The 23,652-nt window shown below is 73.7% G+C and carries 23 protein-coding genes and 1 tRNA gene; 15 read left to right on the forward strand and 9 right to left on the reverse strand.

The genetic code is table 11. The annotated features are described in order from the left end of the window. Positions 1-72: 72 nt before the first annotated feature. The 4 genes from J2X64_RS16100 to J2X64_RS16115 form a co-directional block, all read right to left on the reverse strand. Positions 73-2,421 carry an excinuclease ABC subunit UvrA gene (locus tag J2X64_RS16100; RefSeq protein ID WP_310156701.1) on the reverse strand — a complete coding sequence of 783 codons (2,349 nt, stop codon included), beginning with the start codon at positions 2,419-2,421 and terminating at the stop codon, positions 73-75. A 75-nt stretch (positions 2,422-2,496) separates the two neighbouring features. Further along, the gene (locus tag J2X64_RS16105; RefSeq protein ID WP_310156702.1) at positions 2,497-4,581 is read right to left on the reverse strand and encodes an ATP-binding protein; all 2,085 of its coding nucleotides are present in this window, start codon (positions 4,579-4,581) and stop codon (positions 2,497-2,499) included. Between the two features lie 190 nt (positions 4,582-4,771). Next, complete coding sequence (locus tag J2X64_RS16110; protein WP_310156704.1) at positions 4,772-5,926, reverse strand: DUF4185 domain-containing protein; 1,155 nt, start codon at positions 5,924-5,926, stop codon at positions 4,772-4,774. A 115-nt stretch (positions 5,927-6,041) separates the two neighbouring features. Beyond that, on the reverse strand, positions 6,042-6,470 hold the full coding sequence (locus tag J2X64_RS16115) for an OsmC family protein (protein WP_310156706.1): 429 nt from the start codon (positions 6,468-6,470) through the stop codon (positions 6,042-6,044). Positions 6,471-6,651: 181 nt separating this feature from the next. On the opposite strand from J2X64_RS16115, the gene J2X64_RS16120 reads away from it, so the two are divergent. The 4 genes from J2X64_RS16120 to J2X64_RS16135 all read left to right on the forward strand — a co-directional run bounded on the left by J2X64_RS16120 (position 6,652) and on the right by J2X64_RS16135 (position 10,714). Next, entirely contained in the window at positions 6,652-7,281 is a 630-nt protein-coding gene (locus J2X64_RS16120) for a CBS domain-containing protein (RefSeq protein WP_310156708.1), read from the forward strand. 29 nt (positions 7,282-7,310) lie between these two features. Further along, positions 7,311-8,960 (forward strand): GAF domain-containing protein, encoded by a 1,650-nt coding sequence (locus tag J2X64_RS16125; protein ID WP_310156711.1) that lies wholly within the window; start codon positions 7,311-7,313, stop codon positions 8,958-8,960. Positions 8,961-9,054: 94 nt separating this feature from the next. Beyond that, complete coding sequence (locus J2X64_RS16130) at positions 9,055-9,990, forward strand: universal stress protein (protein ID WP_310156713.1); 936 nt, start codon at positions 9,055-9,057, stop codon at positions 9,988-9,990. A 55-nt stretch (positions 9,991-10,045) separates the two neighbouring features. Beyond that, positions 10,046-10,714: a response regulator transcription factor gene (locus J2X64_RS16135; protein ID WP_310156715.1), complete on the forward strand. Its 669-nt coding sequence runs from the start codon at positions 10,046-10,048 to the stop codon at positions 10,712-10,714. A 64-nt stretch (positions 10,715-10,778) separates the two neighbouring features. Here the strand turns inward: J2X64_RS16135 and J2X64_RS16140 are convergent, their stop codons facing one another. After that, the gene (locus tag J2X64_RS16140; RefSeq protein WP_310156717.1) at positions 10,779-11,240 is read right to left on the reverse strand and encodes a pyridoxamine 5'-phosphate oxidase family protein; all 462 of its coding nucleotides are present in this window, start codon (positions 11,238-11,240) and stop codon (positions 10,779-10,781) included. Next, positions 11,237-12,172 carry a universal stress protein gene (locus J2X64_RS16145; protein WP_310156719.1) on the reverse strand — a complete coding sequence of 312 codons (936 nt, stop codon included), beginning with the start codon at positions 12,170-12,172 and terminating at the stop codon, positions 11,237-11,239. Before J2X64_RS16145 ends, J2X64_RS16140 begins: the two co-directional genes overlap by 4 nt. A gap of 130 nt (positions 12,173-12,302) precedes the next feature. On the opposite strand from J2X64_RS16145, the gene J2X64_RS16150 reads away from it, so the two are divergent. Next, positions 12,303-12,770: a pyridoxamine 5'-phosphate oxidase family protein gene (locus J2X64_RS16150; RefSeq protein ID WP_310156720.1), complete on the forward strand. Its 468-nt coding sequence runs from the start codon at positions 12,303-12,305 to the stop codon at positions 12,768-12,770. Further along, entirely contained in the window at positions 12,767-13,999 is a 1,233-nt protein-coding gene (locus J2X64_RS16155) for an acetyl-CoA hydrolase/transferase C-terminal domain-containing protein (protein ID WP_310156722.1), read from the forward strand. Before J2X64_RS16150 ends, J2X64_RS16155 begins: the two co-directional genes overlap by 4 nt. A gap of 101 nt (positions 14,000-14,100) precedes the next feature. On the opposite strand, the gene J2X64_RS16160 is transcribed toward J2X64_RS16155, so the two are convergent. From J2X64_RS16160 to J2X64_RS16170, 3 genes are all read right to left on the reverse strand, one after another. After that, positions 14,101-14,733 carry an FMN reductase gene (locus J2X64_RS16160; protein ID WP_310156724.1) on the reverse strand — a complete coding sequence of 211 codons (633 nt, stop codon included), beginning with the start codon at positions 14,731-14,733 and terminating at the stop codon, positions 14,101-14,103. Beyond that, entirely contained in the window at positions 14,730-15,875 is a 1,146-nt protein-coding gene (locus J2X64_RS16165) for an LLM class flavin-dependent oxidoreductase (protein ID WP_310156725.1), read from the reverse strand. The genes J2X64_RS16160 and J2X64_RS16165 overlap by 4 nt, the downstream gene beginning before the upstream one ends. Before the next feature lie 72 nt (positions 15,876-15,947). Further along, positions 15,948-17,150 carry a CapA family protein gene (locus tag J2X64_RS16170; RefSeq protein ID WP_310156727.1) on the reverse strand — a complete coding sequence of 401 codons (1,203 nt, stop codon included), beginning with the start codon at positions 17,148-17,150 and terminating at the stop codon, positions 15,948-15,950. A gap of 35 nt (positions 17,151-17,185) precedes the next feature. Here J2X64_RS16170 and J2X64_RS16175 point away from each other — a divergent pair, with 35 nt between their 5' ends. From J2X64_RS16175 to J2X64_RS16215, 9 genes are all read left to right on the forward strand, one after another. Then, positions 17,186-18,214 (forward strand): chorismate-binding protein, encoded by a 1,029-nt coding sequence (locus J2X64_RS16175; RefSeq protein WP_310156729.1) that lies wholly within the window; start codon positions 17,186-17,188, stop codon positions 18,212-18,214. After that, on the forward strand, positions 18,211-19,056 hold the full coding sequence (locus tag J2X64_RS16180; RefSeq protein WP_310156731.1) for an aminotransferase class IV: 846 nt from the start codon (positions 18,211-18,213) through the stop codon (positions 19,054-19,056). The genes J2X64_RS16175 and J2X64_RS16180 overlap by 4 nt, the downstream gene beginning before the upstream one ends. Beyond that, positions 19,053-19,538, forward strand: a complete 486-nt coding sequence (locus J2X64_RS16185) for a TIGR02611 family protein (protein WP_310156733.1) — start codon at positions 19,053-19,055, stop codon at positions 19,536-19,538. The genes J2X64_RS16180 and J2X64_RS16185 overlap by 4 nt, the downstream gene beginning before the upstream one ends. 72 nt (positions 19,539-19,610) lie before the next feature. Further along, positions 19,611-19,687, forward strand: a tRNA-Val gene (locus J2X64_RS16190). Between the two features lie 106 nt (positions 19,688-19,793). After that, complete coding sequence (locus tag J2X64_RS16195; protein ID WP_310156735.1) at positions 19,794-19,946, forward strand: hypothetical protein; 153 nt, start codon at positions 19,794-19,796, stop codon at positions 19,944-19,946. A 36-nt stretch (positions 19,947-19,982) separates the two neighbouring features. Continuing rightward, the gene (locus J2X64_RS16200; protein WP_310156737.1) at positions 19,983-20,399 is read left to right on the forward strand and encodes a hypothetical protein; all 417 of its coding nucleotides are present in this window, start codon (positions 19,983-19,985) and stop codon (positions 20,397-20,399) included. Between the two features lie 32 nt (positions 20,400-20,431). Next, positions 20,432-21,847: an FAD-binding oxidoreductase gene (locus J2X64_RS16205; RefSeq protein ID WP_310156739.1), complete on the forward strand. Its 1,416-nt coding sequence runs from the start codon at positions 20,432-20,434 to the stop codon at positions 21,845-21,847. Then, the gene (locus J2X64_RS16210; protein ID WP_310156741.1) at positions 21,844-23,151 is read left to right on the forward strand and encodes a cyclopropane-fatty-acyl-phospholipid synthase family protein; all 1,308 of its coding nucleotides are present in this window, start codon (positions 21,844-21,846) and stop codon (positions 23,149-23,151) included. The genes J2X64_RS16205 and J2X64_RS16210 overlap by 4 nt, the downstream gene beginning before the upstream one ends. A gap of 48 nt (positions 23,152-23,199) precedes the next feature. After that, positions 23,200-23,625: a VOC family protein gene (locus J2X64_RS16215; protein WP_310156743.1), complete on the forward strand. Its 426-nt coding sequence runs from the start codon at positions 23,200-23,202 to the stop codon at positions 23,623-23,625. Positions 23,626-23,652 lie beyond the last annotated feature (27 nt).

Raw genomic sequence — 23,652 nt, forward strand, 5'->3', positions numbered from 1 at the left:
CGCGGTGCGCCGCGCCCGGTTCGTCGTGTCCGCGCGCGGTCCGTCGGCGCCGCGCGGTCCGTCGGCGCCAGGTCAGGCGCCGACGTATGCCGCGAGGTGCTTGCCGGTGAGCGTCTCCCGGGCGGCGACGAGGTCGGCCGGCGTGCCCTCGAACACGACGCGTCCACCGTCGTGGCCGGCTCCCGGACCGAGGTCGATGATCCAGTCGGCGTGCGCCATCACGGCCTGGTGGTGCTCGATGACGAGCACCGAGCGGCCCGAGTCCACGAGCCGGTCCAGCAGGCCGAGCAGCTGCTGGACGTCGGCGAGGTGCAGCCCGGTCGTGGGCTCGTCGAGGACGTAGACGTCGCCCTTGTCGCCCATCTGCGTCGCGAGCTTGAGCCGCTGCCGCTCGCCGCCGGAGAGGGTGGTGAGCGGCTGGCCGAGGGTGAGGTAGCCCAGGCCGACGTCGCGGAGCCTGTCGAGCACGGCGTGGGCGGCGGGTGTGCGGGCCGGCCCGTCGGCGAAGAACTGCTCCGCCTCGGTCACCGGCATCGCCAGCACCTCGGCGATGTTCCTGCCGGCGAGCGTGTACTCCAGCACCGCGGCCTGGAAGCGGCGGCCCTCGCACTCCTCGCAGACCGACTCGACCGTCGCCATGACGCCGAGGTCGGTGAAGATGACGCCGGCGCCGTTGCACGCCGGGCAGGCGCCCTCGGAGTTAGAGCTGAACAGCGCGGGCTTGACCCCGTTGGCCTTGGCGAACGCCTTGCGCACCGGCTCCAGCAGTCCGGTGTAGGTCGCGGGGTTGCTGCGCCGGGAGCCCTTGATCGCGCCCTGGTCGACCACGACGACGCCGTCCCGCCCGGCGACCGACCCCTGGACGAGCGAGCTCTTGCCCGACCCGGCGACCCCGGTCAGCACGCAGAGCACGCCGAGCGGGATGTCGACCGAGACGTCGCGCAGGTTGTGGGTCGAGGCGCCCCGGACCTCCAACGCACCCTTCCCGGGGCGCACCGACTCCTTGAGGGTGGCCCGGTCGTCGAGGTGGCGGCCGGTGACGGTGTCCGAGGCACGCAGGCCCTCGACGGTGCCCTCGAAGCACACGCTGCCGCCGGCGGTCCCGGCACCGGGGCCGAGGTCGACGACGTGGTCGGCGATGCCGATCGTCTCGGGCTTGTGCTCCACGACCAGCACCGTGTTGCCCTTGTCGCGCAGCTGGACGAGCAGGGTGTTCATGCGCTCGATGTCGTGCGGGTGCAGGCCGATCGTCGGCTCGTCGAAGACGTACGTCACGTCCGTCAGCGAGGACCCGAGGTGCCGGATCATCTTGGTGCGCTGCGCCTCCCCGCCGGACAGAGTGCCGGCGGGACGGTCGAGCGAGAGGTACCCGAGGCCGATCTCGGCGAAGGCGTCGAGCAGGTCCTGCAGGCCGGCCAGCAGCGGTGCCACCGTGGGCTCGTGCAGGTCCCGCAGCCAGTCGGCGAGGTCGGTGATCTGCATCGAGCACAGCTCGGCGATGTTCCGGCCCTTGATCTTCGCGGACCGGGCCTCCGCGGACAGGCGGGTGCCGTCGCAGTCGGGGCAGGTCGTGAAGGTGACGGCACGCTCGACGAACCTGCGGACGTGCGGCTGCATGGCCTCGACGTCCTTGGACAGCATCGACTTCTGGACCTTGGTCAGGACACCCTCGTAGGTGAGGTTGACGCCCTCGACCCGGATCTTCTCCGGCTGGCCGTACAGCAGCTTGTGCAGCTGCTTGTCGGTGTACTTCCCGATCGGCTTGTCCATGGGCAGCCCGGCGCCGGCGAAGATCCGGCCGTACCAGCCGTCCATGCTGTATCCCGGGACGAGGAGCGCCCCGTCGGCGAGTGACCGGTCGGCGTCGTAGATGGCGGTGAGGTCGAAGTCGCTGACCGAGCCCATGCCTTCGCACCGGGCGCACATGCCGCCCTGGTAGACGACGTCGCGCACGAACGTCTTCTCACCCTGGCCCCGGTCCGTGCGCAGCACGCCGCTCGCCGTGCGGGTCGGGACGTTGAAGGCGAAGGCCGTCGGCGGACCGATGTGCGGCTTCCCGATGCGCGAGAACAGGATCCGCAGCATGGCGTTCGCGTCGGTCGCCGTGCCGACGGTCGACCGGGGGTTGGCGCCCATCCGCTCCTGGTCGACGATGATCGCCGTCGTGAGTCCTTCGAGCCGGTCGACGTCGGGACGCGACAGCGTCGGCATGAACCCCTGGACGAACGCGCTGTAGGTCTCGTTGATGAGCCGCTGCGACTCCGCGGCGATCGTGCCGAACACCAGCGAGCTCTTGCCGGAGCCGGACACCCCGGTGAACACGGTCAGCCGCCGCTTGGGCAGCTCGACGTCGACGTCCTTGAGGTTGTTCTCCCGGGCGCCGTGCACCCGGATGACGTCGTGGCGGTCGGCAGCGTCCATGGCGCCAAACCTATGCCGACCCGCCGGCGGGGCGCCCCGGGTTTCCGGGGCGTGTCCCTCACCGGGCGACGCGGGTCACCAGCCGGCGGTGACGGCGGCCGGCTCCACCTCCCGCTGCTGCGGCAGGGTGCCGTGGGGCAGCGTCACGGAGAAGACCGAGCCGCCCCCAGGGCGTGGCTCGTAGCCGACTTCGCCGTGGTGGGCGTGCGCGATGGAGGCGACGAGGGTGAGGCCGATGCCGGTGCCCTGGACGGCGTTGACCTGTGCCGTGCTGGACCGGAAGAACCGCTCGAACAGCCGGTGCGCCTCGTCCTCGGGCACCCCCATGCCCGTGTCCTCCACGGCGATGGTGACGGCGTCGGCGGCGCGCCGGACGCGCACGGTCACCTCGCCACCGGCCGGCGTGAACTTCACGGCGTTCGACACGAGGTTGATGAGGGCCCGCTCGAGCTGGGCCTTGTCGCCCACGACCTGGACCGGGCCGTGCGGCAGGGCCACCCGGACCGTGACCCCCGCGTCGCGGGCCTGGGTGTCGAGCACCTCGCAGGCCTGCCACACGACGGCCCGCAGGTTGACCTCCTCGAGGGTGAGGGTGAAGCTGCCGGCGTCCACGCGGGACACGGCCAGCACGTCCTCGATGAGGGCGAGCAGGCGGGTGGCGTTGCGCTGCACCTTCTCCACCATCGACAGCTGCACGCGGTCGAGGTCACCGGCCTCGCCGGAGGCGAGCATCTCGGCATACCCGATCACGCTGGTGATGGGCGTGCGCAGCTCGTGGCTGATGTTGGTGACGAAGTCGCTCTTGGCGCGGTCGAGCTCGGTGAGCTGCTCGTTGGCCACGCGCTCGGCGTCCAGGGCGGCCCGCAGGTGGTCCTCCGCCTCGCGGCGCCCGGTGACGTCGACGAGCTGGGCGGTGAACAGGTCCTCGGAGTGCTCGACGAGCGGCGAGAGGCTGACCTGCACCCACGGTCGCGGGCCGGCTGCCACGCGGGCCTCGCCGTGCCAGGCCCGGGCCTCGCCCGCGTCGTCGCGGCAGGCATCGGCGGGCACCTCGTCGCCGAGGAAGAAGTCGCCCCAGCGCGAGCCGACGACGGCGTCCTCGTCGCGGCCGTCGCTGCCGGTGAGCAGCCGCAGGGCCACCCCGTTGACCTCCTCGACGACGAGGACGTCGCCGTGCCGGCGCAGCAGGAGCATGCCGAGCAGTGCGCTGTTGAAGGCGTGGCGGTAGAGCGCCTCGCTGCGGGTCAGCGCGGCCAGCGTCTCCTGCCGCTGCACGACAGCGACGGACAGCGGCAGCACCAGGAGCGCGCTGCAGACGAGGAACGCCTGGACGAGGGCGGTGACGACCTCGGGCGAGTGTGACTGCCCCAGGTGCCCGAAGGCCCCCCCACCGGTGGTGGTCAGGACGGTGGCCAGCAGGCCGGTCGCGAGCAGCTGCACGAACACCGTGCGCTGGTCCATCCGCACCGCACCCCACATGAGCGGCACGAACGGCACGAATGCCAGGGGAAGGCTCTGCGGGGGAGCGAAGACCAGCGCCGGCACCAGCAGCACCGCCGACCACTGGGCCACCCGCTCGAGCCTCGAACGACGCGCGCCCTCGGCGACCCCGAGGAACCACGGCAGCACGATGAGCACGGCGGCGCCGTGCGACGCGGCGGCGGCACGGCCGGCCGCGAAGGGGTCGCCAGTCTCGGTGAGGGCCACCGTGAGGCCGGCGCCCACGCCGATGACCAGCGCCCCCGCGGCCACCGCGCGAACGAGGTGGAACAGCCCCACCATCGACGCCAGGGCACGTCGCGGGTCGCCCGAGCGCAGGAGCAGCAGCGCGACGGTGACGGCCTCGGCGGAGTTCGCGAGCGCGAACCCGGACGCCACCGACAGGGGTCTGCCGCCCAGGACGTTGGCCGCCAGCGAGACCAGGGTCAGCAGCGCGACCACGACCCAGCGCCACCACGACCGGGCCCACAGCACGAGCGCGACCGACAGCCCCGCGGCGGGCCACCACGCAGCGACCCGCGACCCTGCCGGGGCGAGCCCCACGGACGAGGTCATGAGGACGAGGACCAGGGCCAGGGCGACGCCGGCGGTCAGCGCGTACCTCGCCCGTGGGGGCAGTCCGCGGTACCACCCGACGACGCCAGCGGTGCCGACGGCCACGTGCCGATCCTCCTGCGACTGGGGGGAAGTGCGCAGCAGGAGTATGCCGGTGGGCCGGGGCCGTGCCGACGGGCGCGCGCCGGTCCGAGCCGTTCGGCTGAGGCAGGTCCGCCCGAGAGGTCAGTCCGTCCGACGGGTCGGTCCGTCCGACGGGTCGGTCCGCCGGAGGGGGGTCATCCAGCCGGGAGGCTCAGGGGCGGTGGATCTCGGCGAAGACGGGGCGGCCGAGCCGGGGCTGGGCGAGCAGCCGGCCGAAGTCGGTCGTGTTGCGCGAGATGGAGATGAGCAGCCGTCCGTCGGCGAGCCGGATGCCGGGGTGGGCGAGGGGCGCGTACCGCAGGTTGCCGTCAGGGTCCTGGAACGCCGCGTGCACGCCCCGGATCGCCGTCCACGGGCCGGTCGGGCCGGGGGCGTGCCAGGCGTAGACCGTGCTCCCGAGGTCTCCGTCCCGCTTGCTCACCACGACGAAGTGAGAGTCGAGGACGTCGACCGACAGCGTCTGCGACACCCCGCCCTCGGCGGGCAGGACCACGGCCGCACGGTCCGCGTCGGCGACCCACGCGCGACCGTCCCAGAACCGCCAGGTGCCGCGGTCCCGGGCGTCGTCGGCCGGGGCGCGGGCGACGTAGAGCGCCCGGCCGAAGGCCGTCCTGCTGGGCAGCCGGGTGCCGTAGACGTAGATCCAGCCGTCGTGGACCGTCATCGCCGAGCCCCAGTTGACCTGCGTGGTCTCGGGGGAGTCGGGGGTGATGTCGAGCTGGTAGGCCGCCGTGGGGGCGCCGCCGGCGGGCAGCCGGAACACGGTGGCGGTGCTGCCGAGGTAGGTGAAGTCGAGCCCGCCGACGCCCCGGCGGATCCGCGCGGAGATGACGACGAGGGACGCTTCGCCGCCCCGGGGCACGACGGCGACCGACATCGGCCAGTGGACGACGCCGTCGGACCGGTCCGGGATGACCGCCCCCCGGCCCGCGACCTCGACCTGCGACGTGCAGAGCCCGGCGGTGACGAGCATCGAGTTGGCCACGATGCGCGGTTGCACGTCCGGTGCGCGCACCGTGTCGCCGAAGACCCAGACGAGCCGCCCGTCGGGCAGCCGGGCGCTGGCGCCGATGTCACCGGCCTGCCACAGCGGCAGGTCGAGCCCGGCGACGACGCGGTTCAGCTGCGCGACGGTCACCGCAGGCGGTCGCGCGGCCGGTGCCGGGCAGGGCCGGGACAGGCGCGGGTATGCCGTGGTGCCGGACGCAGTGCCACCCTCGCCTGAGGGGGAGCCGGTGCTGCAGGCCGTGAGCGAGACGGCGACCGCCAGGAGCGCCGCCGGGGCGAGACGGACCACGCGGCGCATGCCCGCATCGTACGGAGCGGGGGCTGCTGTCCCTGCGCCGGAGTGCGCGCGAGGGGCCGCCGACGTGGTGTCGGGCGGCCCCTCGGGCAGCCGGGCCGGGCCGGTACGGCGGGGGTCAGCCGGAGAAGGACGTCTCCAGCGTGATCGGAACGGCCTTGAGGGCGGCGCTGACCGGGCAGTTCTCCTTGGCGTCCTGGGCGGCCTTCTCGAAGTCCTCGGCGGTGATCCCCGGGACGGCGCCCACGACGGACAGCGCGATGCCCGTGATCCCGGTGCCGGGCTGGAACGTCACCTCGGCCGTCGTGTCGATGGTGGTCGGGGGCGTCCCGGCCTGCGCCAGCGCGTGCGAGAGCGCCATGGAGTAGCAGGTCGAGTGCGCGGCGGCGATGAGCTCCTCGGGGCTGGTCTTCCCGTTCGCCTTCTCCGCGCGCGACGGCCACGACACGGCATACGTCCCGATGTTGGAGGACGTGAGGGTGACCTCGCCGGAGCCCTCCATGAGGGACCCCTCCCAGTGGGCTGCGGCGGTGCGGGTGGTGGCCATGCTGTGCTCCTTCGCTGCTACGTGGTCGAGGCGCGAGCGGTCCCGCGCCTCCGCCTCCAATCTAGGCGGTCCGGCACGTGGCGCAACGGGCGCAGGGACCTTCGACCCTGAGGTCGCTCGCGGTGGGAGCGGAGCATGGTCGTGCCGACCGGGGTCCCGACCGGTGGCGTGAGGAGGAGCCGTGCTCGTCAGTGAGCTCATGACCACGAACGTCGTCGCCGTCGACACCGAGTGCCCGCTCGACGCCGCGGTGCGGCTGCTGGCGGACCGGGGTGTCTCCGCGCTGCCGGTCGTCGACCGGAGCGGGCTGGTCGTGGGGATCCTCAGCGAGGCCGACGTCCTGCGCCTGCACCTCGCGGCGGACACCAGGGCGCACCTGCGCCCGCTCGCCCCGACACCGCCGGAGGAGGCGGCGTGGCCCCGGTACGTCGACGCCGTGATGACGCCGGACCCCGTGACGGTCCACCGCGGGGCGGACGTGTCCGAGGTCGCTGCCGTCATGGCGGACACCGGCTGGAAGAGCATGCCGGTCGTGGACGAGCACGGGGCCCTGTGCGGCATCGTCAGCCGCAGCGACGTCATCCGCGTCCTCGGAAGGGCGGACGCCGAGATCTGGTCCCAGGTGGTCCACGACATCGCGGCGGTCGCCGGTGAGGGGTGCACGGTGGAGGTCCGGCGCGGGGTCGTGACGCTGTCCGGCCTGGAGTCCGAGAGTGCGGCGCGGGTGGCCGCCGCCATCGCCTCCACCGCTCCCGGCGTGCGCTCGGTCGTGGTGGACCCGACGCCCCGTGATGTGCGGAGCGACGCCTGACCGAGCCCCTGCCTCCTAGCATGGGGCGCGTGGCAGCCGACGAGACGACCGACGGGGGCGGGCCGGGCAGCATGTTCCGGCTCTCGACCCTGGAGCTGGACGACCTGCTCGACGAGCTGCGCGCCCGCGCGGGCAGCGCCCGGGCGGCCCAGGAGAGGCTCTCGGCGCTGCTCGACGCCGTCGTGGCGGTGAGCTCGGACCTCGAGCTCTCGACCGTCCTGCGCCGCATCGTGGAGTCGGCCTGCCACCTCGTCGGGGCGCGCTACGGCGCGCTCGGTGTCCTCGGCCCCGAGGGCGACGAGCTGGTCGAGTTCGTGACGCACGGGATCAGCGACGAGGACCGTGAGCGGATCGGGCCGCTCCCACACGGCCGTGGCCTGCTGGGGCTGCTCATCCACAGCCCGCACCCGCAGCGCGTGCCGCGCATCAACGAGCACCCGGAGTCCTACGGCTTCCCCGACAACCACCCGGTGATGACCAGCTTCCTGGGCACGCCGATCCGCATCCGCAACGAGGTGTTCGGCAACCTCTACATGACCGACAAGCGGTCCGGTGACGAGTTCTCGCCCGACGACGAGGTCATCCTCACCGCCCTCGCCGCCGCCGCGGGGGTCGCCATCGACAACGCCCGGCTGTACAACCGCAGCGTCATGCAGCACAGGTGGGGTGAGGCGACCCGCGACCTCGTGTCGGCCCTGCTGCAGGGGCGCGCGCAGGACGACGTCCTCGCGGTCGCGACACGGTACGTGCTGGAGCTCACCGACGCCACGAGCTGCGCGATCGCCGTCCCGCGGGGGAGCGACCTTGTCGTCGCCGCCGCGGCGGGGGACGGTGCCCCGGCCGTGGGGACCGTCGTCGAGGACGCCGACTGGCGCGCCGCCCTCGCGATGCCCTCGCAGGGCGTGCGCGAGGCGGGCGCGGGGCTGGTGCTCCTGTCCCTGGGCGCCGGGGCGGAGCCACTCGGCGTGCTGGCGGTCCAGGACGTCTCCACCGTCAACGGCTTCACGGCGGCGCTGCTCGACTTCGCCCAGCGGCTCGGCGTCGGCCTCACCGCCGCGCAGGCGCAGCACGAGCGCGGGCGGATGGACATGCTCGAGGACCGCGACCGTATCGCGCGCGACATGCACGACCACGTCATCCAGCGGCTCTTCGCCACCGGGCTGTCCCTGCAGTCGGTGGGTCGGCAGCTCACCGAGCCGGCCGCTCGCGAACGGGTGGAGGCCGCCGTCGACGAGGTCGATGCCGTCATCAAGGACATCCGGCACACGATCTTCGCGCTGCACCGGTCGCCGGACTCGCGCAGCCTCGCCTCCGAGATCACCACCCTGTGCGAGAACGCCGTCGTCACCCTCGGCTTCGCGCCGACGCTCACCGTGCGGGGGAGCCTCGTCGACGTGCCGGACCAGCTGGCGGCCGACCTGCTGGCCGTCGTGCGCGAGGCCCTGAGCAACGCCGCACGGCACGCCGGGGCCAGCGTCGTCTCGGTTCTCGTGGAGGCCGGCGACGGGCTGCGCGTGGAGGTGCGCGACAACGGCCGGGGCGTGCAGCCCGGGACACGGCGCTCGGGCCTGGACAACCTCGCCCGGCGCGCCACCACGCGCGGGGGGCAGCTCGTGATCGGGGCTCCCGAGGACGGTGGCACCGAGCTCGTCTGGTCGGTCCCCCTCGCCGACGGCTGACCCGGGTCCCGGGAGACCCGCCTTCGCCGGCACGGCGGAGCGGGGGACTTTGGCCCCTGTGCGGCCGGATGTGGCGCCGGTCACCGTGGGCCGCATGGATGTCACGCCCCTCGCAGCACGAGGGCAACAGACCACCGCCGTGGACGACCTCCCGGACCTGGTCGGACGTGAGGTCGTCGTCGGGTACGACGCGACACCCGCCGCGGACGCTGCCGTCCGGTGGGCCGCCCTGGAGGCGGCGCGGCTGCGCTCGACCCTGACCGTCGTGTGCGCGGTCGACCCCGGGGCGGTCGACGGTGGGCACACCGAGCTCACGGAGCTGGCACGCGTCGGTCGCGAGCTGGCCCGCCGCGGCGCTGAGGTGGCCCACCGGGCGGCGCCGGACGGCAGACCGGCGCGAGTCGTGGGTGCCTCGGGTAGCGCGGCAGGTGAGCTCGTCGCCCGGTCCGCCTCTGCGGCCCTCCTGGTGGTGGGGGCGCCACGGCTGCGCGGTGTGGCCGCCCTGGGCTCGGTGTCGTTCGGCGTGACGCTGCACGCCCGCTGCCCCGTCGTCCTCGTGCCCGAGGGCACCGAGCTGAGCCACCGGTACGACGTCGGCGACGTGGTCGCCGGGGTCGATGGCTCGCGGGCCTCACGGACGGCGCTCGAGCTGGCCGCCCAGCTCGCGCTCGCCCGTGACCGGCGGCTGCGGGTGGTGACGGCCTGGCTCCCGACCCCGGTGCCGCGCGCTGCCACGGCCGGAGCGGTCCGCATGCAGCAGGACGCGGTGCGTCAGGACGTCGCCCGCCAGGACGTGGCCGCTGCCGTCGAGCACGTGCAGCGCCGGCACCCGGGTCTTCAGGTGACGGGCTCGGCCGTCCGTGGACACGCGGTGGACGTCCTCGTCGCGAGTGCGCGGGACGCCGGCCTGCTCGTGGTCGGCAGCCGCGGCCAGGGCGGTTTCGCAGGGCTCGCGCTCGGCTCGGTGTCCCACGCCGTCGTGCGCGCGGCCAGGGTCCCGGTCGCCGTCGTGCGGCAGGGTTGGTGGTGAACCACCACGTGGGCGGCCCTGACGTCCTAGGCTGGGGCCGACCGGAGGTGGTGCTGTGAAGATCGGCGTGTACCTGCTCGACGACCACGAGGTGGTGCGGCGCGGGCTGCGTGAGCTGCTGGAGGTCGAGGAGGACCTCCTCGTCGTGGGCGAGTCGGGCAGTGCGCAGGAGGCCGCTCGGCGCATCCCGGCCCTGCGTCCCTCGGTGATGGTGCTCGACGCGAGGCTGCCCGACGGCTCCGGCATCGACGTGTGCCGTGACGTCCGCTCGGTCGACCCCTCGATCGCCGGCCTCATCCTCACGTCCTACGACGACGAGGAGGCCCTGACCGCCGCCGTCACGGCGGGGGCGGCCGGCTACGTCCTCAAGGACGTCCACGGCAGCGACCTGGTTGCCTCGATCCGCCGGGTCGCGGCCGGCGAGACGCTGCTCGACGCGGCTGTGGTCGAGCGGCTGCGGGCCCAGTGGGGCCACCAGCAACCGACCGACCCGCGGCTGGCCAGCCTCACCCCGCAGGAACGCCGGATCCTCGAGTGCGTCGGCGAGGGCCTGACGAACCGGCAGATCGGCGAACGTCTCTCCCTGGCGGAGAAGACGGTCAAGAACTACGTCACGTCGGTCCTGGGCAAGCTCGGCATGGAGCGCCGGACCCAGGCCGCGGTCTACGTCGCCGGGCAGGGGCTCAACCACAACGGGTCCACGAGCCCCGGCTCCCACGGCTGAGGCCGCCCACACCTCGGCGCGGGTCACCTCGCGCCGGGGTCAACCGCGGGCGACCTCGGCGCGGTCAGCCGACCGAGCGCCCGCTGACGGACTGGGCCCGCACCCGCACCCAGGTCATCGCCTCGGGCTGGACGGGCACCCACAGGGCCGGCGCGCGCTGGTCGAGCCGGCGCACCTCCGCCTCCTCCTCCACGATGGTCGCCACGCCCTGGACGAGCACGCTCCAGCCGGTCCGGGTCGCCGGGTCGAACGCATCGGCCTCGTAGCCGACCCGCTCGCGGTCGACCGCGGCCTGGATCTTGGAGCTGCCGGCGGTCCTGAAGCAGACGTCCACGCCGTCGACGAGGTGCGCCACCGGCAGCACCGTGATCTCGCCGTCGAGCTCGAACGCGATCCGCCCCACCGGCACCGAGGCCACCAGCTCGAGGCACTCGTCGAGGTCGAGCACCCGCAGGCCGGTGTGGTCGGTCGGGACGTCGACGCCGGGTCGACGGGCGCCGGAGGGTCGGGCCTGGTCGGTGGTCATGGCGTCACCGCCTGCGTCCCCGCGGCGGACACGGCCGGGGCCTGGGACGGGACCGTCTCGGGCTGGGAGCGCACCACCATCACCGGGCAGTGCGCGTGGTGCAGGACGCCCTGGCTCACCGAGCCCAGGACCAGCCCACCGAAACCGCCACGGCCCCGGGTGCCCACGACGAGGAGCTCGGCGCCCTTGGAGTGGTCGACGAGTGCCTGCACGGGGTGGGCGTTCAGGACGTGCTCGCGGACGGTGACGCCGGGGTACCTCGCGGACCACCGCGCCACGGCGTCGTCGGCCACCGACCGCTCCTCCTGGGCGAGCTCGGTGACCTGGGCGTCGGTGGCGAGCACGGCCAGGCCGGTGCCCGCGTAGTCCAGGAACCAGGCGTGCACCACAGTGAGCGGCAGCCCGCGGGCGTCGGCCTGGCGGAACGCCTCCCCGAGCGCGCCCTCGCTGATGGGGGAGCCGTCGATGCCGACGACGACCCCGGGACGGTCCGGCAGGGCCTGCGACAGCTCGCGCACGACGACCACCGGGCTGTGCGCGTGCGCCGCCACGTCGAGCGAGGTCGAGCCGAGCATCGCGCTCCGCAGGGCACCGCGGCCGCGTGCGCCCACGACGAGCATCGTGGCGTCGCGGGAGGCGTCGACCAGCATCGGCGCCGCTGCGCCGTGTGCGCCGGACGTCGCCACGGACGCGTGGGGCGCCAAGGAGTGCACGCGAGCCACGGCGTCCTCGAGGACGCCGTCGACGCCTGGCCGGGTGAACGCGGTCTCGACCGCGGGTCCGCGCAGCGGCATCGGGCGTGCGTGGACGAGCTCGAGGGGCAGGTCACGCCGCCGGGCCTCGTCGATCGCCCAGTCGAGGGCCAGCCGGCTCTGCGCGCTCTCGTCGACCCCCACGACGATGGGGTGCGACGTGGTGGGGGTGGTCGACATGGTTCCTCCTGTGGGGAGCGGGACAGTGGGGGGCGGTCGCCCCAGCCCTTCAAGGGTCTGGTCGGGGGTGGCTTGGGGACAGGGACTTTGGGCCTTGAAGCGGCAGAACCGGACAGGGCACCGTGGAGCCATGGACGCGAACCAACCCGTCGCCGGTGCCGCGCCGCTCGAGGTCCTCGAGGTGCCCGACTGCTGGGCGCTCCTGCGCGAGCAGCCGGTCGGGCGCCTGGCCGTCCTCCACGACGGGCGGCCGGACATCTTCCCCGTCAACTTCGTCGTCGACCACGGCAGCGTCGTCTTCCGCACCGGGTCGGGCACGCTCTTCGCGACGACGGCCGGGCACTGGGTCGCCTTCGAGGTCGACGGGTATGCCGTGCAGGACACCACCGCCTGGAGCGTGGTGGTGCGGGGCCGCGCCCGCGAGGTGCACGACGTCGACGACATCCTCGACGTGCTGACCCTGCCACTGCTGCCGTGGCACGCGGGGCCCAAGCCCCGGCTCGTGCGCATCGAGCCCGACTCCATCAGCGGTCGCCGCTTCCCCGTGCGTGGCGGCTACCGCCCCACCACGACGGGGCCGGCCCGGCCGACCGAGTGAGGACCGTCGCCCTCGCGGCGCTCGAGCGCCGCCTCGCCGCGATGCCCGGGGTCCCGCGGGTCGTGGTGAGCGGCAACGCCGCCACGCCCTGGACGGTGGTCGACGTGCTCGACCGGGTGCTCCCGGCATACCGGCTCTGGATGCTCAACGCGGGCGCCGGGGTGCCGGCGCGCGACGGGGTCGTGGCGGAGACGGCCTTCGTCGGGCCGGGGATGCGCCACCACCCCGCCCTGTCGTACCTGCCGTGCCGGTTGTCGATGGCACCGCTGCTGCTGCGCACGGTGACGCCGCCCGACGTCGTCGTCGTGCACTGCGCGCCGGCCGAGGGCGGCCGGCTCAGCCTCGGCACCGAGGTGAACGTGCTCCCGGCCGCCGTGGAGGCCTGCCGGGCCCGCGGTGGCCTGGTCGTCTCGGTGGTGAACCGGTACATGCCCTACACCTACGGCGACGCCGAGGTGGACGTGGAGGCGGTCGACCTCGCGGTGGAGGTCGACGTCCCGCTGCCCACGCCCGTGCGGGCCGTGCCGGACGAGGCCAGCCGGGTCGTCGCGGAGCGGGTCTCGGCCCGGGTGGAGGACGGTGCGACGGTGCAGATGGGCATCGGCGCGGTGCCGGACTGCGTCGTCTCGGGGCTGACCTCGCGGCGGCGCCTCGGGGTCTGGACCGAGATGTTCTCCGACGGGCTGCTGTCCCTGCACGAGTCCGGAGCGCTCGACCCCGACCGCCCGGTGACGGCCTCCTTCTGCTTCGGCTCGCCCGAGCTCTACGACCACGTCGACCACAACCGGTCCATCAGGATGCTGCGCACCGAGCGCACCAACGACCCGGCGCGGATCGCCGCCAACCCCGCCATGGTCAGCATCAACACCGCGCTCGAGGTCGACCTCTACGGGCAGGTGAACGCCTCCCGGGTCGGCGGGCGGATCCACTCCGGCTACGGCGGCCAGACCGACTTCATCGTGGGGGCGCTGCACTCGCCCGGCGGGCAGGCGCTGATCGCGCTGCGCAGCTGGCACCCGCGGGCCGACGTGTCGACCATCGTGCCGCTGCTCGACGAGCCGGTGACGTCCTTCCAGCCGAGCGCGGTGCTGACGGAGAACGGGGTCGCTCCGCTGTTCGGGTGCGACCAGCAGGCGCAGGCGCGGGCCCTCATCGACCACACTGCCCACCCGCGCGTGCGCGACGAGCTGTGGGAGGAGGCGCGGGCGCTCGGGCTCTGCCGGCGCTGACACGCGGGAGCCGCCGCGACCCGAGGGTCGCGGCGGCCGCACTGTCGTGCGGTGGCCCGTGCGCGGGCGGTGTGCCCGCGACTCGTGGCCGCTGCTGCGGCTCAGGAGCCGCGGAGCAGCTCCTCGAACGGCACCGGGTCGGCGAACTCGTCCGGCCGCGGTCGGGGTCGCGACTGCCCGGCGACCAGGTCGGCGAGCTCGCCGGCGGCCACCTCGACCCGTCGGGCCAGGCCGCCGTCGACGGTGCCGCCGGAGCCCCAGTCCTCCGAGGCGGCGAAGACCGCGGTGGGCACGGTGACCGCCTTGAGGTAGGTGAACACCGGCCGCATCGCGTGCTCGAGGACCAGGGAGTGCCGGGCCGTGCCGGCCGTCGCGGCCAGCAGCACCGGCGTCCCGCGCAGCGAGCCGTCGTCGAGCACGTCGACGAAGGTCTTGAACAGCCCGCTGAACGAGCCCTGGTAGACCGGCGTCACCGCGATGACGGCGTCGGCCGCCGCGACGGAGTCCAGCGCGGTCCGCAGGTCGCCCGTGGCGAACCCGGTGAGCAGCGTCGAGGCCAGCGCCTGCGCGTGGTCGCGCAGCTCGACGACCTCGACCTGCGACTCCACGCCGCGCTCGAGGAGCGCGTCCCGGGTCGCCCCGGCGAGGCGCTCGCCGAGCAGGCGCGTCGACGACGGCTGGCCGAGGCCGGCCTGGATGACGACGACCCGTCGGGGCGAGGTGGTGGCGGTCATCGGGTCGCTCCTTCCGCGGTGAGTCCGGTGACGTCGTCGACGCCGTGGACGGTGAGGTCACGGGGGCCGCCGGCCGCCGCGACGCGCGAGGCGTGGGTGGGGGCGTCCGGCACGTGGGCCGGCTTGCGGGCCGCGGCGATCCGTCGCAGCTCGGGCACGACCTGCGTGCCGAGGATCTCCACCTGCTCCAGCACGGTCTCGTGGGGGAGCCCGGCGTGGTCGATGAGGAACAGCTGGCGCTGGTAGTCGCCCACCTCGTCGGCCATCGCGGCATACCGCTCGATGACCTGCTGCGGCGAACCCACGGTGAGCGGCGTCTCGCGGCTGAACTCCTCGAGCGACGGCCCGTGCCCGTAGACCGGGGCGTTGTCGAAGTACGGCCGGAACTCGCGGACGGCGTCCTGGCTGTTGGGGCGCATGAACACCTGCCCACCGAGGCCGACGATCGCCTGGTCGGCCTGCCCGTGCCCGTAGTGCTCGAACCGGCGCCGGTAGAGGGCGACCATCTGCTTGGTGTGGCTCATCGGCCAGAAGATGTTGTTGTGGAAGAAGCCGTCGCCGTAGTACGCGGCCTGCTCGGCGATCTCAGGAGAGCGGATCGAGCCGTGCCAGACGAACGGCGCGACCCCGTCGAGCGGGCGCGGCGTCGAGGTGAACGACTGCAGCGGCGTGCGGTACTTCCCGGACCAGGTGACGTTCTCCTCGGTCCACAGCCGCCGCAGCAGCGCGTAGTTCTCCACGGCCAGCGGGATGCCGTCGCGGATGTCCTTGCCGAACCACGGGTAGACCGGGCCGGTGTTGCCTCGGCCCATCATGAGGTCGACGCGCCCGTCGGCGAGGTGCTGCAGGTAGGCGTAGTCCTCGGCCAGGCGCACCGGGTCGTTCGTGGTGATGAGCGTCGTCGCGGTCGACAGGACGAGGCGGGAGGTGCGGGCGGCGATGTTCGCGAGCAGCACCGGCGGGTTGGCGGGGGCGGCGAAGGGCGGGTTGTGGTGCTCACCCGTGGCGAAGACGTCGAGACCCACCTGCTCGGCGCGCACGGCGAGCTCGACGGTGTTCTTGATCCGCTCGTTCTCGCTCAGCGTGCGACCGGTCGTGGGGTCCTGCGTGACGTCCCCGACGGTGAAGATGCCGAACTGCATGGTGCTCGCGCTCCTGACTGTTCTCGCTAGGTAGTTGCGATTTCAACTACCTTAACGGAGGGCCGGGTCGGCCTATTCCGCCGGGGCGGCCGAGAGGCCGGTGCACGCCCGGGCCTGCGTCCAGAGCGTGTGCAGGCGTGCGGTGTCCCTCGCGCCGGGCACCCTCGGTATGCCGTCGGTGCCGATGAGCATGGGCGTCCAGGTCGCGCTGCGGACGGCGCTCGCGCCGCCGCGGGAGGTGCCCCTGGCGGCCGCCACGTCGACGGAGAGGGTGAGGACGCCCGAGCGCGAGTCGGGCTCGCGGCTGCGCCACCAGACGAAGTTGCCGAGGCCGAAGTCGACGAAGGCGCGCCCGAGCCAGCCGGCGCCGTTGACCCGGTGGGAGTGGCCACCGACGACGATGTCGGCACCGGCCTCCTCGAGGACGCGAGCGGTGTCGGTGGAGAGCCGGTCGGGGCACTGCTGGTAGTCGGTGCCCCAGTGCAGGAAGACGACGACGAGGTCGTAGCGGCGCGAGGCGCGCTCGACCGCAGCGCGGATCCGCGTCGTCGGCATGCTCGAGGCGATGCCGCCCTTGCCGGGACCCGCCGAGTACCGCGCGAGGGTCATCTCGTAGACCTGCGACACCCCGAACACCGCGACCGTCAGGCCTTTGGCCCGCAGGACTGCCGGCGCGAACGCCTCGTCCTCGTCCCGGCCGATGCCCACGACGGGGATCGGGCTCGTGCGCATGGCGGCGAGGGTGTCCTGCAGCCCGACCGGTCCGTAGTCGACGCCGTGGTTGTTCGCCATGCTCACCGCGTCCACCCCTGCGCCTGCCACGGTGTCGAGGGCCGAGGCGGGCGCGCGGAAGTGGAACTCCTTGCCGATCTTCGTGCCCCGCTGCGTGACCGCGGTCTCGAGGTTCGCGACGGAGAGGTCGGCCGCGCCGAGGGTCGACCGCAGCTCGGCGAGCCCATGGGGGTCGCGGGCGAGCGGCGCGAGGTGGTCCTCGAAGTGGATGTCACCCGCGAACGCCATCGTGAGCGTCCCGGGGTCGCCCGCCGCCCGGGCCGCAGGAGTGGTTGCACCACGGGCGGGCGTTGAGGTGGTGGCCCTGCGGGACGGCGTCGCGGTCGCCTGCGGCGCGGTGGTCGGGCCCCCGGTCGCCGCGTTCGGGCCCCCGGACGCGCCGCCCGTGCCCGGACCCCCGGCGGCCGGGCCGTCGGCCGTCGAGCACCCCGCGGCCAGGAGCAGGCACAGGGCCGTCGCCGTGCCGGTCAGCAAGGGGCGCATGGGCGCCGAGTGTAGGTCGCCCTAGGATCGCCGACGTGGAGGCGCCAGCGTCGGGGCACGCCCGGTTCGGGTCGCTGCTGGCCACCCGGCCCGTCGAGGTCCGGCGGGACGTGTCGCGCCTCGACAGCGGGTTCTGGGCGCTCGTCGTCACCTTCGAGGGCGACGTCACCGCCGTGCGCTTCGCCGAGGTCGACCGCGACGCCGAGCCGGCCGACCCTGTCCCGTGGTCGCCGCTGGACCGGGAGTGGGGCACGAGCCTGGACCACGCGGCATACCTCGACGGCGTGCGGGAAGTGCGGGAGCGGATCGCGGCCGGGACGGTCTACCAGGTCAACCTCTGCCGCGTGCTGTCCCACCGGCTGCCGGAGGAGGCGGACCTCGACGGGCTCGCGCAGCTGCTCGCGCGGGGCAACCCGGCCCCGCACGCCGGGCGCGTGCACGTTCCCGGCGCCGGGCTCGACGTCGTCTGCGCCAGCCCCGAGGCGTACCTCCTGCGCGACGGCGACCGGCTGGAGTCGCGCCCCATCAAGGGCACCGCCGTCACGCTCGAGGCGATGCTGCCCAAGGACTTCGCCGAGAACGTCATGATCGTCGACCTCGTCCGCAACGACCTGTCGCACGTCTGCCGCGAGGGCACCGTCCGGGTCGACGCGCTCTGCCGCCCCGAGGAGCACCCCGGCCTCGTGCACCTCGTGTCGGCCGTGAGCGGCGAGCTGCGGCCGGGCGTGGGGTGGGGTGACGTCCTGGCCGCGACGTTCCCCCCGGGCTCGGTGTCCGGTGCGCCGAAGCACACCGCCCTCCAGGCCATCGCCGACCTCGAACCCACGGTGCGCGGCCCGTACTGCGGCGCCGTCGGCTGGGTCGACGGCGACACCGGGCAGGCGGAACTCGCGGTCGGCATCCGGTCGTTCTGGGCAGACCGGGACGCGGCCGGTGGACGGTGGCTGCGGTTCGGGGCCGGTGCGGGCATCACCTGGGGGTCGGACCCCGAGCAGGAATGGGTGGAGACCCAGGTGAAGTCCCGACGGCTGGTGGGGCTGGCGTCTGGAAGGGTGGAGGCATGAGCAACGAGCCGAGGGTGTGGGTCAACGGCAGGCTGACCGGCGTCGACGAGCCGTCGATCGCGGCGCTCGACCACGGGGTGACGGTCGGCGACGGGGGGTTCGAGACGGCCAAGATCGACCGGGGGCAGGTCTTCGCGGCCACCCGGCACGCGCGACGGCTCGACCGCACGCTGGCGGGGCTCGGGCTGCCGCCGGCCGACCACGACCACATCGCCGAAGGGGTCGAGGCAGTCCTGGGCTCCGGCCCGCAGATCGACTTCGGCCGCCTGCGCTACTCGGTGACCGGGGGAGCGGGGCCGCTCGGCTCCGACCGCGACTCCAGCCCGCTGACCTACATCGTCACCGCCGGCGCGCAGCCGCGACCGCCGGCCAGCGCGGCGGTCGCCGTGGTGCCGTGGGTCCGCAACGAGCGGTCCGCCGTCGCCGGCCTCAAGACGACCTCGTATGCCGAGAACGTCGTCGCACTCGCGTACGCCAAGGAGCGCGGCGCGATCGAGGCGGTCTTCGGCAACACCCGGGGCGAGCTGTGCGAGTGCACCGGGTCCAACGTCTTCGTCGTCGTCGACGGGGTCGTCATGACCCCGCCGCTGGAGTCGGGCTGCCTGGCCGGCATCACCCGCGAGGTCGCCATCGAGTGGTGCCGGGAGGACGGCATGGACGTCCGCGAGCAGACCCTGCCGCTGGAGGTGCTCCGCGACGCCGACGAGGTCTTCATCACCAGCTCGACCAAGGACGTCCTGGCCGTCCACGCCGTCGACGACCGGTCCCTCGAACCGGGGCCGGTGACAGCGCGAGCCGCAGCCGTCTTCGCACGGCTGTCCGCCGAGCGGGTCGACCCGTGACCGGCCAGCAGCCCTCGTCGACCGGCCAGCAGCCGCCGTCGCAGCTCGAGCCGGGCGAGCGCGAGGGCACGGAGCAGGAGGACGACGACGACTGGGCGTGGCGCCGTCGCATCCGGTCCAACCCGCACAGCTACCGCATCTACCGCTGGGTCGTCGGGATCGTCGGCACGCTGGTCACCCTCGGTGGGCTCATCGCGGTGCCGGCGCCGGGGCCGGGCTGGCTCATCGTCTTCGTCGGCGTCGGGATCCTGGCCTCGGAGTTCGAGTGGGCGCAGCGCCTGCTGCACTGGGGGCGCGCCCGGCTCGACGACTGGAACGCCTGGCTGGCGCCAAAGCCGTGGTGGTTCAAGGGCCTCGTCGGTCTGGCCACGCTGGTGCTCGTGCTGGCGATCTTCTACGGGCTGTTCCTGCTCTCCGGGGTGCCCGGGTTCTTCCCCGACCTCATCGAGGAGCGCCTGACCCGCCTGCCGGGCCTCGGCTGACCCGGGAGCGGGACCCGGATTTCACCTCGGGGCGCGGGTGCGGCTATTCTTCGGCGAGCCCGCAAGGGCGCTGGACGTGTAGCTCAGTTGGTTAGAGCGTTCGCTTCACACGCGAGAGGCCAGGGGTTCGAGTCCCTTCACGTCCACCACCCGCACGACACCCGGACCCATCTCCCGACGGAGGTGGGTCTGCGCGTTTCTGGGGTCCCGCCCGAGGCGCCCCCGTGGTGCCGTGGGAGCAGGAGGGGAACCACCATGACCCAGCACCGCGACCACCGCAGCATCGTCCACCCGTCCCGCCCCGCCGCGCCCGCTCCGCCCGGGGGCGCCGCGCCCGTGCCGGTCCCGCGCCTGCTCGTGCAGGGCGCCGGCGACGGGCTGAGCCTGCGGCTCGCGGCGCCGCGCTGACCCGCGCGGGCCGGCCGCCCGGCATACGATCGAAGGGTGGAGCAGGCAACCGGCGCGACCGTGACCACGATCCACGTGTACCCCGCCAAGGGGGAGCCCGGGCAGGAGCTGTCGACGGTCGAGGTCGGGTCCGGGGGCCTGCACGGCGACCGGCCCAAGAAGGCCGCGGTCATGGTGCTCTCCGCCGACGACACGACCGGCGCCCGGGCCAACCTCGTGGTGACGATGCCGCCGGAGGAGCTCTCGGCCGCCGTCGGGGGAGTCCTGCGCGTGGGCACCGTCGTGCTGGAGGTCACCGGGCCGGCCGGCAGCTGCCCCGGTGTGTATGCCGCGGTGCGCCGTCCCGGCACGGTCTCGGTCGGCGACCCCGCGGTCGTGGGCGAGGCGGATGACATGGACGACGAGTCCGGCCACGCGGCCGACGTGTCCAGTGGCACAGGGGAACCCGCGTGACGACCGCCGAGAGGACGGCATAGGGTCGGCCCGTGGGTTCGGACGTCGAGGTGGGGCAGGGGCAGCACGCCCGGGACGCGCACGACCCCCGCGCAGCCCACGACCGCGCGGTCGAGCGGCTGCTCGCCAGCTACCGCGCCATCCCGCCGGGTGCGCCGGTGCGGCTGGCCAAGAAGACCTCGAACCTCTTCCGCGCCAGGGCGGCCACCTCGGCCCCCGGCCTGGACGTGAGCGGGCTCGGCGGCGTCATCGGGATCGACCCCGTCGCACGGACGGCCGACGTGCAGGGCATGTGCACCTACGAGGACCTCGTCGACGCCACGCTGCCGCACGGCCTCGTCCCGCTCGTGGTGCCGCAGCTCAAGACGATCACCCTCGGTGGGGCGGTCACCGGCCTCGGCATCGAGTCGACGTCCTTCCGCTCCGGCCTGCCGCACGAGTCGGTCCTCGAGATGGACGTGCTCACCGGCGCCGGCGAGGTCGTCACCGCCCGTCCCGAGGGCGAGCACGCAGACCTGTTCCACGCCTTCCCGAACTCCTACGGAACCCTCGGCTACGCGACCCGGCTGCGGATCGAGCTCGAGCCGGTCGAGCCGTGGGTCGAGCTGCGGCACGTGCGGTTCCACGACCTCGAGACCCTCGTGGCGACGATCGGCGACATCGCCGCGAGCGGCGAGCACGGCGGGTTCGTCGTCGACTACCTCGACGGGGTCGTCTTCACCGCGACCGAGGCCTACCTGACCCTGGGCCGGCGCACCGCCGCACCGGGGCCGGTGAGCGACTACACGGGCCAGCAGGTCTACTACCGCTCGATCCAGCACGACTCGCCGGTGCCCAAGGTCGACCGGCTCACGACGTACGACTACCTCTGGCGGTGGGACACCGACTGGTTCTGGTGCAGCCGGGCCTTCGGCGCGCAGGACCCGCGGATCCGGCGCATCTGGCCGCGGCGCTACCGCCGGAGCTCGTTCTACTGGAAGCTGATCGCGCTCGACCACCGCTACGAGATCGCCGACCGGCTCGAGGCTCGCAAGGGTCGCCCGCCGCGCGAGCGGGTGGTCCAGGACGTCGAGGTGCCGCTGGGCCGCACGGCCGAGTTCCTCCACTGGTTCCTGCGCGAGGTGCCGATCGAGCCCATCTGGCTCTGCCCCGTGCAGACCAGGGGCAGCTGGCCCCTGTACCCGCTCCAGCCCGGCGAGCTCTACGTCAACGTCGGCTTCTGGTCCACGGTCCCGCGCGACCCGTCCGACCCCGGACACACGAACCGCCTGGTCGAGGACGAGGTCACCCGCCTCGACGGGCACAAGTCGCTGTACTCCGACGCGTACTACGACGAGGAGACCTTCTGGCGGCTCTACGGCGGTGACGACTACGGGGGTGTGAAACAGCGCTACGACCCCGACTCCCGGCTCCTCGACCTCTACTCCAAGGCGGTGCGACGCAAGTGACGATCCTCAAGACCAACCGGCACGACACCGGTACGGCGGAGCGCCTCTCCATGGCGCAGATCCTCGACGCGGTCACCCGCGGTGAGGTCCCGCTGCGCTTCACGGCATACGACGGCTCGGCCACCGGGCCCGAGGACGCGCCCTACGGGCTGCACCTTAGGACCCCGCGCGGCGCGAGCTACATCGCGACGGCGCCCGGCGACCTCGGCATGGCGCGCGCGTACGTCGCGGGCGACCTCGACCTGCGCGGCGTCCACCCCGGCGACCCGTACCCGCTGCTCGCCGCGATGGGCGACCTGCACTTCTCCCTGCCGTCGCCGCGGATGGCCGCCACGATCGCGCGCTCGCTCGGCGTCGACCTGCTCAAGCCGCCGCCGCCCCCGCCGCAGGAGGCGCTGCCGCATTGGCGCCGTGTCGCAGAAGGCCTGCGGCACAGCAAGACCCGCGACGCCGAGGCGATCCACCACCACTACGACGTCTCCAACCGGTTCTACGAGATGGTCCTCGGGCCGTCGATGACCTACACCTGCGCCTGCTTCCCGACCGAGGACGCGACGCTGGAGGAGGCGCAGGAGAACAAGTACCGCCTCGTCTTCGACAAGCTCCGGCTCAAGGAGGGCGACCGCCTCCTCGACATCGGCTGTGGCTGGGGCGGGATGGTCCGGTATGCCGCACGGCGCGGCGTGCGCGTCATCGGCGCCACCCTGTCGCGCGAGCAGGCGCAGTGGGCGCAGGAGGCGATCCGCCGCGAGGGCCTGCAGGACCTGGCCGAGGTGCGCTTCAGCGACTACCGCGACATCGCCGAGACCGGGTTCGACGCGGTGTCCTCGATCGGCCTCACCGAGCACATCGGCGTCAAGAACTACCCGTCGTACTTCCGGTTCATCGAGTCGAAGCTGCGCCCGGGCGGCCTGCTGCTCAACCACTGCATCACCCGGCCCGACAACAAGCGGACGTCGACCGGCGCCTTCATCGACCGGTACGTGTTCCCCGACGGCGAGCTCACCGGCTCCGGCACGATCATCGCCGCCATCCAGGACATCGGGATGGAGGTGCGGCACGAGGAGAACCTGCGCGAGCACTACGCGAAGACGCTCGCCGGGTGGTGCGCCTACCTGGAGCAGAACTGGGACGAGTGCGTCGCCGACGTCGGCGAGGCCACCGCTCGCGTGTGGGGCCTGTACATGGCCGGGTCGCGGCTGGGCTTCGACCGCAACGTCGTGCAGCTGCACCAGGTGCTGGCGGTCAAGCTCGGCGCCAAGGGCGACGCGGGCCTCCCGCTGCGGCCGTGGTGGCAGGCCTGAGGTCTCGAGCCCGGTGACGGCAGCCCGGGCTGAGGGGAGAAGCCGCACGTGGAGCAACGCGTCTCGCTGGTGACGCTCGGGGTCCGCGACCTCGGGCGCGCCCGCGCGTTCTACGAGGCGCTGGGCTGGCGCCGCGGTGACGACAACGAGGACGTCGTGTTCTTCCAGTGCGGCGGCATGGTCGTGGCGCTGTGGTCGCGGGAGGAGCTTGCCGCCGACTCGGCCGTCGAGGACGGCGGGGGCTGGGGCGGCGTGACCCTGGCGCTCAACCTGCGCTCACCGGAGGAGGTCGACGCCACGCTCGCCGAGGCGGCAGCGGCCGGCGGCGCCATCGGGCGCGCGGGGGCGGAGACCTCCTGGGGCGGCTACTCGGGCGTGTTCGTCGACCCCGACGGGCACCCGTGGGAGGTCGCGCACAACCCGTTCTGGGCGGTCACCGACGACGGCCGGACCCTCCTGCGTCCCGACGCCTGACCGGCCTGCTCAGGCGGACCGGCAGGC

It is taken from the genome of Phycicoccus sp. 3266, assembly GCF_031456495.1.
Taxonomy (GTDB): domain Bacteria; phylum Actinomycetota; class Actinomycetes; order Actinomycetales; family Dermatophilaceae; genus Pedococcus.

Coding starts and splice junctions, on each gene's coding strand:
- J2X64_RS16100 (WP_310156701.1), bottom strand. CDS start 2,421: ATGGACGCTGCCGACCGCCACGACGTCATCCGGGTGCACGGCGCCCGG.
- J2X64_RS16110 (WP_310156704.1), bottom strand. CDS start 5,926: ATGCGCCGCGTGGTCCGTCTCGCCCCGGCGGCGCTCCTGGCGGTCGCC.
- J2X64_RS16115 (WP_310156706.1), bottom strand. CDS start 6,470: ATGGCCACCACCCGCACCGCCGCAGCCCACTGGGAGGGGTCCCTCATG.
- J2X64_RS16130 (WP_310156713.1), top strand. CDS start 9,055: ATGGATGTCACGCCCCTCGCAGCACGAGGGCAACAGACCACCGCCGTG.
- J2X64_RS16140 (WP_310156717.1), bottom strand. CDS start 11,240: ATGACCACCGACCAGGCCCGACCCTCCGGCGCCCGTCGACCCGGCGTC.
- J2X64_RS16145 (WP_310156719.1), bottom strand. CDS start 12,172: ATGTCGACCACCCCCACCACGTCGCACCCCATCGTCGTGGGGGTCGAC.
- J2X64_RS16150 (WP_310156720.1), top strand. CDS start 12,303: ATGGACGCGAACCAACCCGTCGCCGGTGCCGCGCCGCTCGAGGTCCTC.
- J2X64_RS16160 (WP_310156724.1), bottom strand. CDS start 14,733: ATGACCGCCACCACCTCGCCCCGACGGGTCGTCGTCATCCAGGCCGGC.
- J2X64_RS16165 (WP_310156725.1), bottom strand. CDS start 15,875: ATGCAGTTCGGCATCTTCACCGTCGGGGACGTCACGCAGGACCCCACG.
- J2X64_RS16170 (WP_310156727.1), bottom strand. CDS start 17,150: ATGCGCCCCTTGCTGACCGGCACGGCGACGGCCCTGTGCCTGCTCCTG.
- J2X64_RS16180 (WP_310156731.1), top strand. CDS start 18,211: ATGAGCAACGAGCCGAGGGTGTGGGTCAACGGCAGGCTGACCGGCGTC.
- J2X64_RS16195 (WP_310156735.1), top strand. CDS start 19,794: ATGACCCAGCACCGCGACCACCGCAGCATCGTCCACCCGTCCCGCCCC.